This window comes from Marinobacter sp. SS8-8 (genome assembly GCF_030540945.1).
Taxonomy (GTDB): Bacteria; Pseudomonadota; Gammaproteobacteria; order Pseudomonadales; family Oleiphilaceae; genus Marinobacter.
Genome location: NZ_JASSVN010000010.1, coordinates 100,395 through 113,460 on the forward strand (window position 1 = coordinate 100,395; position 13,066 = coordinate 113,460).

General features: G+C 60.1%; 13 protein-coding genes. 10 read left to right on the forward strand and 3 right to left on the reverse strand.

The features are described 5' to 3' along the window. Window position 1: 1 nt before the first annotated feature. The 7 genes from QPL96_RS11725 to QPL96_RS11755 all read left to right on the forward strand — a co-directional run bounded on the left by QPL96_RS11725 (window position 2) and on the right by QPL96_RS11755 (window position 6,538). Window positions 2–772 carry an ABC transporter permease gene (locus QPL96_RS11725; protein WP_303287553.1) on the forward strand — a complete coding sequence of 257 codons (771 nt, stop codon included), beginning with the start codon at window positions 2–4 and terminating at the stop codon, window positions 770–772. A 191-nt stretch (window positions 773–963) separates the two neighbouring features. Beyond that, on the forward strand, window positions 964–1,752 hold the full coding sequence (locus QPL96_RS11730; protein ID WP_303287554.1) for an ABC transporter ATP-binding protein: 789 nt from the start codon (window positions 964–966) through the stop codon (window positions 1,750–1,752). Continuing rightward, window positions 1,742–2,461 carry an ABC transporter ATP-binding protein gene (locus QPL96_RS11735; protein WP_303287555.1) on the forward strand — a complete coding sequence of 240 codons (720 nt, stop codon included), beginning with the start codon at window positions 1,742–1,744 and terminating at the stop codon, window positions 2,459–2,461. Before QPL96_RS11730 ends, QPL96_RS11735 begins: the two co-directional genes overlap by 11 nt. A gap of 64 nt (window positions 2,462–2,525) precedes the next feature. Further along, entirely contained in the window at window positions 2,526–3,743 is a 1,218-nt protein-coding gene (locus QPL96_RS11740) for an ABC transporter substrate-binding protein (protein ID WP_303287556.1), read from the forward strand. 34 nt (window positions 3,744–3,777) lie between these two features. Beyond that, window positions 3,778–4,668: a branched-chain amino acid ABC transporter permease gene (locus QPL96_RS11745; protein ID WP_303287603.1), complete on the forward strand. Its 891-nt coding sequence runs from the start codon at window positions 3,778–3,780 to the stop codon at window positions 4,666–4,668. 5 nt (window positions 4,669–4,673) lie between these two features. Then, on the forward strand, window positions 4,674–5,594 hold the full coding sequence (locus QPL96_RS11750) for a branched-chain amino acid ABC transporter permease (RefSeq protein WP_303287557.1): 921 nt from the start codon (window positions 4,674–4,676) through the stop codon (window positions 5,592–5,594). A 5-nt stretch (window positions 5,595–5,599) separates the two neighbouring features. Beyond that, a complete protein-coding gene (locus QPL96_RS11755) occupies window positions 5,600–6,538 on the forward strand; it encodes an ornithine cyclodeaminase family protein (RefSeq protein ID WP_303287558.1) in 939 nt (312 codons plus the stop codon). Here QPL96_RS11755 and QPL96_RS11760 read toward each other — a convergent pair. Then, entirely contained in the window at window positions 6,535–7,482 is a 948-nt protein-coding gene (locus QPL96_RS11760; protein WP_303287559.1) for a LysR family transcriptional regulator, read from the reverse strand. The two genes, QPL96_RS11755 and QPL96_RS11760, sit on opposite strands and share 4 nt — an antisense overlap. A gap of 228 nt (window positions 7,483–7,710) precedes the next feature. On the opposite strand from QPL96_RS11760, the gene QPL96_RS11765 reads away from it, so the two are divergent. Beyond that, window positions 7,711–8,658, forward strand: a complete 948-nt coding sequence (locus QPL96_RS11765; RefSeq protein WP_303287560.1) for a DMT family transporter — start codon at window positions 7,711–7,713, stop codon at window positions 8,656–8,658. Here QPL96_RS11765 and QPL96_RS11770 read toward each other — a convergent pair. Then, on the reverse strand, window positions 8,655–9,278 hold the full coding sequence (locus QPL96_RS11770; RefSeq protein WP_303287561.1) for a MarC family protein: 624 nt from the start codon (window positions 9,276–9,278) through the stop codon (window positions 8,655–8,657). The two genes, QPL96_RS11765 and QPL96_RS11770, sit on opposite strands and share 4 nt — an antisense overlap. Before the next feature lie 279 nt (window positions 9,279–9,557). Here QPL96_RS11770 and QPL96_RS11775 point away from each other — a divergent pair, with 279 nt between their 5' ends. After that, a complete protein-coding gene (locus QPL96_RS11775) occupies window positions 9,558–11,135 on the forward strand; it encodes a Re/Si-specific NAD(P)(+) transhydrogenase subunit alpha (RefSeq protein ID WP_303287562.1) in 1,578 nt (525 codons plus the stop codon). A gap of 12 nt (window positions 11,136–11,147) precedes the next feature. After that, a complete protein-coding gene (pntB, locus tag QPL96_RS11780) occupies window positions 11,148–12,542 on the forward strand; it encodes a Re/Si-specific NAD(P)(+) transhydrogenase subunit beta (protein ID WP_303287563.1) in 1,395 nt (464 codons plus the stop codon). A gap of 77 nt (window positions 12,543–12,619) precedes the next feature. Here the strand turns inward: pntB and bamE are convergent, their stop codons facing one another. After that, complete coding sequence (bamE, locus tag QPL96_RS11785; protein WP_303287604.1) at window positions 12,620–12,925, reverse strand: outer membrane protein assembly factor BamE; 306 nt, start codon at window positions 12,923–12,925, stop codon at window positions 12,620–12,622. Window positions 12,926–13,066: the final 141 nt, after the last annotated feature.

The following is a 13,066-nucleotide window of genomic DNA, read 5'->3' on the forward strand; positions in this document are numbered from 1 at the left end:
CATGAGTACTAATCAAACCGCCGGCGTCGCCAGCAAACGGGCCTATGTGGTCGCCATCGCCTTCATTCTGTTCTTCTGGCAGGTGGCGGCCTGGTTCCTGCCGGACTTCCTGATGCCGGACGTTCCCGCCGCCTTTGTCCGTCTGTGGGAAGAGTTCAACAGCCCGACCTTCTGGGAAGGGCTGGGCAACAGCATGACCCGCCTGGGTGCCGGTTACGGCTCCGCAATCGTGCTCGGCATCCTGATCGGACTGGTGGGCGGCACCCTGAACGCGGTTCGCAGCCCTCTGAAAGCCGCCATCATCATTCTGCAGTCAATTCCCTCCATTGCCTGGGTGCCGCTGTTCCTGATCCTGATGGGCTTCGGCAACCTGCCGATCATCGTGGTGGTAGCCATTGGTGCCTTTTTCCCCACCGCCCTGAGCGTGATGAACGCCACCGAGAGCGTGGAAAAAGTGCATATCGCCGCCGCCCGGGTGATGGGCGCTTCGAAGCTGCAGATGCTCAAGCGGGTCTATTTCCCGGCAGTGACGCCGGAACTGATCACCGGCGCTCAACTGGCCTTCGGCAACGCCTGGCGGGCATTGATTTCCGCCGAAATGATCGTAGGTTTCAGTGCCGGTCTGGGCAAATCCCTGGCCTACTCCGGTGAAATCGCCGACATGACCGGTGTAATGACCAATATTCTGGTAATCGCGGTGCTGGCTGCGGTGATCGACCAGGTGGTCCTTGAACGCATCAAGCACCGGCTGCTGCGTTACCAGTATCTGTAAAGCCGGTTTCCGCTTTCCGGGAGGCATCCTGCCTCCCCTCTTTTCTTGACAGACTCCACACTCCCCGACTATTACTGAATGTCAGTTCAATTGGCAGTATCTGCAACCTTTTCAGAAAAATTTTGAATAACAAATAATAACGAACCTGCGGCGCAGCCGTCGCCGACTTGAACCGAAAGGGGTGTATTTCCGTGAACGACCAAGCTGCGGGCGAACAGACAACGCCTCCCCCGATCATCCTCGAAACCCGGAATCTGCAAAAGGATTTCAAGGGCTTTACCGCTATTAACAACGTCAGCGTGAAAGTGGAGACGGGGAGCATCCATGCCCTCATTGGCCCCAATGGTGCCGGCAAAACCACTTTTTTCAACCTGCTGACCCAGTTTCTCAAGCCCAGCGCCGGCCAGATCATCTACGACGGTAAAGACATCACCCACTCCCGGCCCGCCGGCATTGCCCAGCAAGGCATGATTCGCTCGTTCCAGATCTCGGCGGTGTTTCCGCACCTGTCCGCCCGGGAAAATGTGCGCATTGCCCTGCAGCGCACACTGGGGGTGTCCTACCAGTTCTGGCGCTCCAAGCGGGTGCTGGACCAGCTGAATGAGGAAGCCCAGGCAACCCTGGAACTGGTGGAGCTTGGTGCCTTTGCCGACACCAAGGCGGTCGAGCTGCCTTACGGCCAGAAGCGGGCCCTGGAAATCGCCACCACCATCGCCCTGAAGCCCCGGCTGATGCTGCTGGACGAACCCACCCAGGGCATGAGTTCCGAGGATGTGGGTACAGTCACCGATCTGATCAGACGAGTGGTTGAGGGCCGGACCATTGTGATGGTGGAGCACAACCTGAATGTGGTCGCCAGCCTGGCCGACACCATCACCGTGCTCAACCGGGGCGAGGTACTGGCGGAGGGCGATTACGACACCGTATCCACCAATCCCGCCGTGATGGAAGCCTACATGGGAACCACCGATGCCGCCTGATCAACGCCCGGAGTTGCTCCGGATCGAGAACCTGCACGCCTGGTACGGCGAGTCTCACATTCTCCATGGCATGAACCTGGCGCTGCACGAAGGCGAGGTGATTACACTGCTGGGCCGTAACGGCTCCGGGCGCACCACCACCCTGAAGGCCATTCTGGGCCTGGTGGGCCGGCGCACCGGTTCTATCAGGGTCCACGGCACCGAAATCATCGACATGCCCACACACCGGATTGCCCATGTCGGCAAGCTCGGCTATTGCCCGGAAGAACGTGGCATCTTTGCCTCCCTCAATGTCGATGAAAACTTGGAACTGCCCCCGATGGTCGCCGAGGGTGGTCTGTCAGCAGACGAAATTTACACCATGTTCCCGAACCTCAGGGAACGGCGGAAAAGCCAGGGTTCCAAACTCTCCGGCGGTGAACAGCAGATGCTGGCCATTGCCCGCATTCTGCGCACCGGTGCCAACCTGCTGTTGCTGGACGAAATCACTGAAGGGCTGGCCCCGGTAATCCTGAAATCCCTGGATCAGGTGATCCGCAAACTGAGGGAAAAGGGCTTCACGATCATTTTGGTGGAGCAGAATTTCCGCTTTGCCGCGCCCCTGGCGGATCGCCACTATGTGATCGAGCATGGCCAGGTGGTAGAGCAGATTGATGCGGCCGATCTCGAGGCCAAAAAGGAGCAGTTGAACAGACACCTGAGTGTCTGAGCCCGTGGGCCTGGACCGCCTTCGCCGGTCCGGCCCGGAACCTAATAACAAAAGGAAACCCACTATGTTCACGAACTGGAAACAAGGACTGGTCGGCGCTGTGGCTACAGCGACACTTACTTTGCCGCTAACCGCTGCCGGAGCTTTGTCTGACGACAAGATCAAAATCGGTGTACTCAGTGACATGTCCGGGGTCTACAAGTCCCTGGAGGGCCCCGGTGCCGTTATCGCGGCCCAAATGGCCATCGAAGACTTCGGTGGCTCGGTTATGGGCAAACCCATTGAAATCATCTCTGCGGATCACCAGAACAAACCGGATATTGGCGCCAGTACTGCCCGGGAGTGGATCGATGCCAAAGACGTGGACATGATCACCGCCCTGGATAACTCCTCGGTCGCGCTCTCGGTGCAGGGCCTCGCCAAGGACAAGAAAATCATCACCATGAACACCGGGGCCGGCACCACCGCCCTCACCGAGGAACAGTGCACGCCCTATGGCATTCACTACGTCTACGACACCCACGCATTGCCCGTGGGCACGGCCACCGCGATGGTCAAGAATGGCGGCAAGAGCTGGTTCTTTATCACCGCCGATTATGCCTTTGGCCACTCCCTGCGGGACAACACCGGCGCGGTGGTGAAGAGCCTGGGTGGCGAGGTAGTTGGCAACGTCAACGCGCCGCTCTCCACCAATGACTTCTCATCCTATCTGCTGCAGGCCCAATCCTCCGGCGCAGACGTGATCGGGCTGGCCAATGCCGGCCAGGATACGGTCAATGCCATCAAGCAGGCTAATCAGTTCCGTATCGTCCAGAGTGGTCAGAAACTGGCGGGCATGCTGGTGTTTCTAACGGATGTGCACAGTATGGGTCTGGACATTGCCCAGGGCCTGCAATTTACCACCGCCTTTGTCTGGAACCAGAATGAAGAAACCAAAGCCTGGTCCAATCGGTTCAATGAGCGCCATGGTGCCATGCCAACGATGGTCCAGGCGGGTGTCTATTCGGCAGTGACCAACTACCTGAAAGCGGTCGAGGAGACCGGTACCGACGACAGCGATACGGTTCGCGCCAAGCTGGGAGAAATGACCCTTAACGACATGTTCGTCAAGGGTGGAAAAATTGCCCCCAACGGCTCCATGCTGCACGACATGTACCTGGTGGAAGTGAAAAAGCCCTCGGAATCGAAAAGCGAGTGGGACCTGCTGAACGTGATCTCAAAGATTCCCGCGGACCAGGCCTACATCTCGATGGCAGACACCAAATGTTCGCTGGTTAACTAGACCACCACTTAAAGGGGAGAGAGCCAAGGTGTCGATGCAGGTCATACTGGCCCAGGCGCTGCTTGGGCTGAATGTGGGTGTGTTTTACGCCATATTGAGCCTGGGGCTGGCGGTGATATTCGGCTTGCTGAATATCATCAACTTTGCCCATGGCGCCATGTACATGCTGGGGGCGTTCATTGCCCTGATCGGCTACTCTCTCCTGGAGCAATGGTTCGGAATCAGCCTTCAGGTCGGTTTCTGGGCGTCGCTGCTGGTGGCGCCCGTAATCGTCGGCATTCTCGGTGTGCTGATTGAACGCCTGCTGCTCAAACGGCTGTACGACCTTGATCACATCTACGGATTGCTGCTCACCTTCGGCATCACGCTCATCCTTCAGGGCCTGTTCGCCAACTATTTTAATGTTTCCGGCACGCCCTACCCGGGCCAGCCGGAAGCACTCAGCGGTGTGGTAAACCTCGGATTTATGTACTTCCCCACCTACCGCCTGTTTGCCATCGTGTTTTCCCTGGTGGTCTGTTTCGCCACCTGGTGGGTCATCGAACACACCAAACTGGGCTCCCGCCTGAGGGCCGGCGTGGAAAACCCCGACCTGACCCAGGCCTTCGGCCTGAATGTTCCCCTCATGGTCACCCTGACCTTCGCCTTCGGTGCCGGCCTGGCTGGCCTGGCCGGAGTTCTGGCCGCGCCCATCTACTCCGTCAGCCCGCTGATGGGGGCCGACCTGATCATCGTGGTGTTTGCCGTGGTGGTTATCGGCGGCATGGGCTCGATCATGGGCGCCATCCTCTCCGGCCTGGCCCTGGGCCTGATTGAAGGGCTGACCAAGGTGTTTTACCCGCCCGCCGCCAGTACCGTGATTTTCTTCCTCATGGTGCTGGTGCTGCTGTTCCGCCCCGCCGGCCTGTTTGGTAAGGAGAAGTAAGCGCCATGACCAATCGCATCCTCTTTATCCTCATGCTGGTGGCCGGCCTGACAGCGCCCCTGTTCGCCTATCCGGTGTTCGTCATGGACCTGCTGTGCTTTGCCCTGTTCGCCAGTGCCTTCAACCTGTTGCTGGGGTACGCCGGCCTGCTCTCGTTCGGCCACGCCGCGTTCTTTGGCGGCGCCGCCTACATTACCGGCTACGTCACCAAGGAATGGGGCTTTACCCCGCTGCTTGGCATACTCGCCGGCGCGGGGTTTGCCATGGTGCTCGGCGCGGCCTTCGGGTTCCTGGCCATACGCCGCCAGGGCATTTACTTCGCCATGGTGACCCTGGCACTGGCCCAGATCATTTACTTCCTGGCCCTGCAGATGCCCTTCACCGGTGGCGAGAACGGTCTGCAGGGCATTCCCCGGGGGCACCTGTTCGGCCTGATTGACCTGAACAACTCCCTCGCCATGTATTACTTCGTGTTCGCCATCTTCCTCGTTGGCTTCGGCATCATCTACCGCACCATCCATTCGCCGTTCGGCGAAGTGCTGCAGGCAATCCGGGAAAACGAATCCCGGGCCCTGTCCCTGGGCTACGACGTGGATCACTTCAAACTGCTGGCCTTCGTGATATCCGCCACCCTGGCCGGGCTGGCCGGTGCCACCAAGGCGATCATTTTCCAGTTCGCCGCTCTCACCAACGCCCATTGGCAAACCTCCGGCGAAGTCATTCTGATGACTCTGGTCGGCGGGCTGGGCACAGTCTTCGGCCCGGTGGTTGGTGCCATCACCGTGGGAGCCCTCAGCCACGAGCTGTCCGCCTTTGGCTCCTGGGTACAGGTCATACTCGGTACCATATTCGTGGTCTGTGTCATGGTATTCCGCCGCGGCATCATCGGTGAAATCCAGCGGCTGGCCAGTCGTAAACAGGGTTGAGGCCTATGCGAGTTATTTCTGCACAGGAGGTGGCCGGCGCACTGGCATGGCCGGCACTGATCGAACGTCTTGCCACCGCGTTTCGCGAGGGCGTGGAAGCGCCGCCACGACATCATCACACCATGCACCGCCCGGACGGTGAGGCCACCATGCTGCTGATGCCGGCCTGGGAACCGGCGGGTTATATCGGCATGAAGATGGTCAACGTGTTTCCCCAGAACGCCAGTGCCGGCCTGCCCGCCATCTCGGGTCTGTATATCCTGTGCGAGGGCGAGCATGGCACTCCGCTCGCCTGTATTGACGGCAGCGCCCTGACCAGCCGGCGGACGGCGGCCGCCTCGGCCCTGGCGGCGCGGGAGCTGGCCCGCGAGGATGCCACAGCGCTGTTGGTGGTGGGCACCGGCAAGCTGGCGCCGATGCTGATTGAAGCCCATGCCGCGGTACGGCCTATCCGTAAGGTGCGGATCTGGGGACGCAATCCGGACAAGGCGGCGGCGCTGGCCGAGCATTTCCGCAACCGGTTTGACTGTGAGGCGGTGACGGACCTGGAAGCCGCCACCGCCGAGGCGGACATCATCAGCTCCGCGACCCTGTCCACCGAAGCGCTGATCCGGGGTGAATGGCTGCAGCCCGGCAGCCATCTGGATCTGGTGGGCGCCTTCCGGCCGACCATGCGGGAAACCGACAGTCAGTGCCTGGCCCACAGCCAGGTCTTTGTCGACACCTACGCCGGTGCCCTGGGCGAGGCCGGCGACATTCTCCAGGCCATCGACGAAGGCGCGTTCCGCAAGACCGACCTGCGGGCCGAACTGGCGGAACTGCTGCGGGGCGACAAACCGGGGCGCGCGAGTGATGACGCCATCACCCTGTTCAAATCCGTGGGCGCCTCGCTGGAAGACCTGGCCGCCGCCATCGAAGTCTGGGAAACCCTGGAACGCGGCTAGTCCGCCTCACCCCGAAGCCCACCCTCGATGGCCTGACTCACCAGCCAGCGTCGAAACAACTGAATACCCCGCTCCTGGCGCCGGCTGGTTTTCCAGGCAAAGTAGAACTGATCCCCAGTCATCACCGGATGGCAGGGCAAGCGGACAAAATCCTCCGAATCCTTGCGCGTGCTCAGCATGTAGTCGTTGGTGAGCGCGATACCCTGATGGAACCGTGCCGCCTCCAGCGCCAGCAACATGTGGCTGAAATGCTGGACCCGGGCGTGCACAGGAATTGGCTGTTCGACGGCCTTGTGCCAGACCTCCCAGTCACCGGCGGCACGGTCGAAAATGCTGTGGGTCGATAACAGCGGGAAACGGGAAATATCCACCGGCGCCAGGAAGATATCATCACCACCGACTCCTTCCAGGCCCAGCTCCCGGCGGATTTTCTGCCAGTAATCCTGACTGCACACCGGAAACAGACGCTCCACGTAAAGTGACTCATAGCTGTAGGCCGGCGAGTCCTTGTGGATGGTTATGAAGCAGTCCGCCACCCGGTCCGACAACACCGGATTCTCACTGCTCATCTCCAGCGCCAGATCCAGTTGCGGATGCAACCGCTGCAAATCCGGCAACCTTGGTACCAGCCAGCGCACTGCAAACGAACTGAACACCGACAACCGCAACCGCGACTCCTCATGCCCCAGCAACTGCTCACTGGCCCGTTCAATCTGCAACAGCGCCGAACTGACCGCATCCAGATACTGCCGGCCCTCGTCTGTCAGCGAAAGCGTTCGCCCACTGCGCCAGAACAACTGTTCCCCGAGGTAGGTTTCCAGCTGTTTGATCTGGTGACTGACCGCACTCTGGCTCACCGCCAGCTCATCGGCAGCGAGTGAAAAGCTGTTGAGGCGGGCAACGGCTTCGAATACGGGCAGGGCTTTCAGGGGTGGCAGTTTCATTATCTGTTTTTCTAATGCCGGTTAAATAAAGATCATTTTATCGGATATTAAAACCCAAATAGACTCTCACTGCGAGTTACGGGAGACCAGGCAGGAAATGGCTTCCGGAAATGCTTGGAGCCATGGATGGCGGAAAGCAAGCGTACAGGGATGTACTTGCAGCGGTTTTCGGAAGCCATTTCCTGCCTGGCCTCACGCACCCAGAGTTTGAGAGCGAAGAGAAAGGATATGTCAGGAAAAACCGTAAACAGTGCCATTTTGCTGCTGATCATCGGCAATGCCATGGCGTTGATCTCTGACGTATTCATAAAACTGCTCGAACCCGGTGCTCCGGTGTTCCAGTTTGCCTTCCTGCGCAGTCTGATCACACTGGCATTCCTGCTGCCCCTGGCAGGCCAGCTGGACCGGAAGAATCTCTTCGCTGGCCTGCAAATCCACGCTTTCCGGGCCCACATCCACCTGGCGGGCATCCTGTGCATGGTCATCGCCCTGGGCAACCTGCCCCTGGCCACCGCCAACGCCGTCTTCTACGCCGCCCCCATACTCGTCATGGCGCTCTCCGTTTTCCTGTTCCGGGAGAAACTGACCCCTCTGAGTGTCACCGCCGTATTCAGCGGTTTTGCCGGCATCGTATTGATCCTCCGGCCGGTGGAATTCAACTGGGCCGCCGTCGCAGCGCTGGCAGCCGCCTTTGCCCTGGCCATCAACGCCGTATTGGTTCGCCAGCTGCCGAAACAGCAGAGCACCGTCCACAAACTGTTCCTGAACTACCTGCTGATTCTGCCAGCGGCCGGTGCCCTGGCCTGGTGGGAAGGCGCCCCATGGGATTCCGGCATGCTCATCAGCGCCATGGGGTCTGCCCTGTTCATCCTGGGCTACAACATCACCGTACTGCTGGCCTACCGCCAGGTGGATGCCAACCAGGTCACCAGCGCCGAATACACCGGGCTGATCTGGGCCGTGGGCATTGGCTGGATCTGGTTCGGAGAAGTGCCGGACCTCTGGTTCCTGGCTGGCAGCCTGCTGATCGTGGTGCCGCTGCTGCTGACCGGCCTTCAACATCGCCGCAAGGAGCCGGCGGGAAGATTCAATCAGCCCGTGAGTGTCGGGAATGATCCGGCCAATCCGCGCCCCTGGCGTACCGCGCAGCGAAAAAACAAACCCGCGATACTCTAAGTGGAGGCGATGAACCCCGCAATGCCCGTCAGCACAATTTCAGCGGCCATGGCGGAGAGAATCAGGCCACTGATTTTCGAGAGAATGTTGAGGCCGGTCTTGCCCAGAACCTTTTCCAGATAGCCGGAAAGGTGCAAAAGAACCCCGAGGATCAGCAACCCCGACACCAGCCCGAGAAGTCCGCCGGACACTTCGGCGACGGTTTTCAGCTCCGCCCCGTACACCAGGATCGCACCAATGGTCGCCGGGCCAATCATCACCGGAATCGCCAGGGGCACCACGGCAATGTCGTCACGGTCTTCATCCGGCAAGCCGGTGGCGTGATTGCGGGTACCACTGGTGACCAGACTGATGGCGGTCAGAAACAGCAAACTGCCTGCGCCGATCCGGAAGGAGTTGAGGGTGATGCCAATGGCGCTGAACAGCAGCGGACCGGCAAAGAACAGAATCACGCCCAGAACAAACGCCGAGACACAGGCGCGGCGGATGATCGACGACTTCCCGGGTGCCGGCAATCCCCGGGTCAGGGCCAGGAACATGGTCACTACAAAAAAGGGCGCCAGCAGGAACAGAAAGCGAACCGTACTGCTGATAAAGGTGGAGAAAAACGTCTCAAGCATTCGGGGCATTCCAGGGTTCAAAGAAAGCCGGTAAGCATAGCTTGCGACAACGTTTTCTGCCGTAAGGAAGTGAACGTATGAAGCGCTTGTGATACTGTTCCATGGCGCAACCCACGGTTCGTCTGAACAACCAAGATAAGAACCGGCACAGCGCGAGACCATCCAGCGGGAAGCTGGGCACTTCATCAACCGGCAGTTTTGGGCAGATCTGGCAACCTGCACTAGTATGTAGCTATTCTGGCTACTGGGTCATCGGACAATCCGGAGGACATTCCAACAATGAAAATCGGTATCCCCAGGGAAATCTTCAGGGATGAGCGGCGGGTGGCGGCCACACCACCTTCCGTTCACAAACTTATCGGGCTTGGCTACGAGGTGGTCGTTGAAGGCGGTGCCGGCGAGGCCGCGAACTACTCCGATGAGGCCTACGAGAAAGTGGGCGCAGCCATAGCGGCTGATACCGCGTCGCTGTGGCAGGAAGCGGATTTTATCCTGAAAGTCCGGGCGCCAATGGCGAACCCGGTACTGGGCAGTCACGAAGTGGACCTGATGAAGGAAGGGGCGTTTCTGGTCAGCTATATCTGGCCGGCGCAGAATCCGGAACTGCTGGAGAAGCTGGCGGCCAGGCAGGTCACCGCGTTTGCCATTGACAGCCTGCCCCGCATCAGCCGGGCCCAGAAGATGGACGCACTCAGCGCCATGGCGAACATTGCCGGCTATCGGGCGGTGATCGAGGCGGCCAACAACTTCGGGCGGTTTTTTACCGGCCAGGTGACGGCGGCTGGCAAAGTGCCGCCGGCGAAGGTCATGGTGATTGGTGCCGGCGTGGCGGGACTTGCCGCCATTGGTGCCGCCAACAGCATGGGCGCCATCGTGCGGGCCTTTGATACCCGGCTGGAGGTGAAGGAACAGGTCGAGAGCATGGGTGCCGAGTTCCTGATGCTGGATTTCGACAATGAGGACGGCAGCGGTTCCGGCGGCTACGCCAAGCAGATGAGCGACGAATTCATCAAGGCGGAGATGGCGTTGTTTGCGGAGCAGGCCGAGGAGGTGGACATCATCATCACCACCGCGCTGATTCCCGGCAAGCCGGCACCGAAACTGATCACCGCGGACATGGTCAGATCCATGAAACCCGGCTCCGTGATTGTCGACCTGGCATCCGAGCGCGGCGGCAACTGCGAACTCACCGAACCCGGCAAGGTGGCCCATCATCATGGCGTGACGCTGATCGGCTATACCGACCTGCCCAGCCGCATGGCCAAGGTGGCCAGCGATCTCTACGCCACCAACCTGATGCACCTGCTCACCGAACTGACCCCGGAGAAAGACGGCAAACCCACGGTCAATATGGAAGACGATGTCATCCGGGGCCTGACTGTGGTTCGGGAGGGCAACATTACCTGGCCGCCACCCCAGCCGGAGGCGCCCGTCAGCTCCGCACCGCCGCCGGGAACAGAGGAACCGTCGGCCGCCGACAAAGCCGCGGCAAAGAAGGACGCCGACCGTCGCAGCCTGATTGGCAAGAGCACGCTCCTGGTGGCAACAGTGCTGGCCCTCTATGGGGTTGGCGCCTACGCGCCGGAAAGCTTCCTGCAACACTTCACCGTGTTTGTGCTGGCCTGCTTTATCGGCTGGCAGGTGATCTGGAACGTGACACCCTCCCTGCACACCCCCCTGATGAGCGTGACCAACGCCATCAGCGGCATCATCGTGATCGGTGCCATTCTGCATCTGGCCCAGGCGGAGAACCTTGCCGTCGGCATCATGGCCTTTTTTGCGGTGCTGATTGCCAGCATCAACGTGGGGGGCGGCTTCCGGGTCACCCATCGCATGCTCAAAATGTTCCGCAGGTAGGAGACGCACGATATGAGCACAGGACTGGTGAGCGTGGCCTACGTGGTCGCAAGTATCTGCTTTATCCTCAGCCTGGGCGGCCTCAGCCACCAGGAATCGGCCCGGCGGGGTAATCTCTACGGCGTCGCCGGTATCATCATCGCGGTGGGGGCTACCCTCGCCAGCGTGGGTGACGGCGGCATCATCGCCATTGTGATTGCCGTACTGCTGGGCACCGGCATCGGCATCCCTATCGCCAACAAGGTGGAAATGACCCAGATGCCGCAGCTGGTGGCCCTGCTGCACAGTTTTGTGGGCCTGGCGGCGGTGCTGGTGGGCTTCTCCGGCTATATCGAACCGCTGGTCGCAACATCCGGAGCCGAGCACACCATCAAACTGGTGGAAGTGTTTGTGGGCATCTTTATCGGTGCCGTGACCTTCACCGGGTCGCTGGTGGCGTGCGGCAAGCTCGATGGCCGCATCGACAGCAAGGCCCTGACCCTGCCCGGCCGGCACCTGATGAACCTGGTGGCGATCATCGCCTGCGTATTGCTGGGAGCCTGGTTCCTGGGCACCGACAGCATGGCGCTGGGCATCGTTGCCCTGGTGCTGATGACCGCCATTGCGTCGGTACTCGGTATTCACCTGATCATGGCCATTGGCGGTGCCGACATGCCCGTGGTGGTGTCCATGCTCAACAGCTACTCCGGGTGGGCAGCCGCGTCCATCGGCTTCATGCTGGGCAATGATCTGCTGATCGTGACCGGTGCACTGGTGGGCAGCAGCGGCGCCATCCTCAGTTACATCATGTGCAAGGCCATGAACCGCTCGTTCATCAGCGTAATCCTTGGCGGCTTCGGCCAGACCACCAGCAGCTCGGCGGCAGCGGATTCAGATCAGACAGTCCATGAATCCAGCGTGGATGATGTCTGCGAGGAACTGCGCAACGCCGATTCGGTAATTATTGTGCCCGGTTATGGCATGGCGGTGGCCCAGGCCCAGAACGGTGTCAGCGAGGTGACGAAGATACTGCGGGCGCGGGGCGTGAACGTGCGTTTCGGCATCCACCCGGTAGCCGGCCGGCTACCCGGGCACATGAACGTGCTGCTGGCTGAAGCCCACGTGCCCTACGACATCGTGCTGGAAATGGACGAGATCAACGCCGATTTTCCGGAAACCGATGTGGTGCTGGTAATTGGCGCCAACGACACGGTGAACCCGGCCGCCGCCGAAGACCCGGGCAGCCCGATTGCCGGGATGCCGGTGCTGGAAGTGTGGAAAGCCCGGCAGGTGGTTGTTCTCAAGCGGGGCATGGCCACTGGTTATTCCGGTGTCGAGAACCCGCTGTTCTTCAGGGACAACACCCGCATGCTGTTCGGCGACGCCAAGGAAAGCATCGATAAACTGGTAGGGGGGTTGCGGGGCTGAAGGCTGTAGGGGGGTTGCGGGGCTGAAGGCTGTTGTAAGACTGATGGCTCCAGCCCCGCACCTGCATTCTCCGGGATTTATTCGGTAGTGTTGTACACGTAGGACGACACGGTTCCGTCCTGGTTGAATCGCACCACAAGATCGGTGGTTTCAGCGTCACCGAAGGCCGACCACTTGTACTTGCCATAGGTCCAGGTACGTTTGCCGTCCTCGATCCCGGTGCGCCAGGGCTCGCCGAACATCTCCTGAATGTCTGCCCGCGTGGTTTCACCAATCTGTATCTGGTCCACATTATGGGCGGCGAAATCCTTGCCAACAGTGGCACAGCCCACCATCGCCGCCAGTATCAATGCCACAAGCAGTGTTTTAACCGAACCAATCATCGACATACGGACTCCTCACTTTCGGGTTAATTTCATCAATCATAACCTGTCTCACTCCAGACGCGATTACGAAGACGACAGGTTCGCCGGGAACCACAAAAAAGCCGCAGGCCCGAAAGCGCTGCGGCAAGTTCTGATCGA

Coding starts and splice junctions, on each gene's coding strand:
- QPL96_RS11725 (WP_303287553.1), top strand. CDS start 2: ATGAGTACTAATCAAACCGCCGGCGTCGCCAGCAAACGGGCCTATGTG.
- QPL96_RS11735 (WP_303287555.1), top strand. CDS start 1,742: ATGCCGCCTGATCAACGCCCGGAGTTGCTCCGGATCGAGAACCTGCAC.
- QPL96_RS11740 (WP_303287556.1), top strand. CDS start 2,526: ATGTTCACGAACTGGAAACAAGGACTGGTCGGCGCTGTGGCTACAGCG.
- QPL96_RS11745 (WP_303287603.1), top strand. CDS start 3,778: ATGCAGGTCATACTGGCCCAGGCGCTGCTTGGGCTGAATGTGGGTGTG.
- QPL96_RS11750 (WP_303287557.1), top strand. CDS start 4,674: ATGACCAATCGCATCCTCTTTATCCTCATGCTGGTGGCCGGCCTGACA.
- QPL96_RS11755 (WP_303287558.1), top strand. CDS start 5,600: ATGCGAGTTATTTCTGCACAGGAGGTGGCCGGCGCACTGGCATGGCCG.
- QPL96_RS11760 (WP_303287559.1), bottom strand. CDS start 7,482: ATGAAACTGCCACCCCTGAAAGCCCTGCCCGTATTCGAAGCCGTTGCC.
- QPL96_RS11765 (WP_303287560.1), top strand. CDS start 7,711: ATGTCAGGAAAAACCGTAAACAGTGCCATTTTGCTGCTGATCATCGGC.
- QPL96_RS11770 (WP_303287561.1), bottom strand. CDS start 9,278: ATGCTTGAGACGTTTTTCTCCACCTTTATCAGCAGTACGGTTCGCTTT.
- QPL96_RS11775 (WP_303287562.1), top strand. CDS start 9,558: ATGAAAATCGGTATCCCCAGGGAAATCTTCAGGGATGAGCGGCGGGTG.
- pntB (WP_303287563.1), top strand. CDS start 11,148: ATGAGCACAGGACTGGTGAGCGTGGCCTACGTGGTCGCAAGTATCTGC.
- bamE (WP_303287604.1), bottom strand. CDS start 12,925: ATGATTGGTTCGGTTAAAACACTGCTTGTGGCATTGATACTGGCGGCG.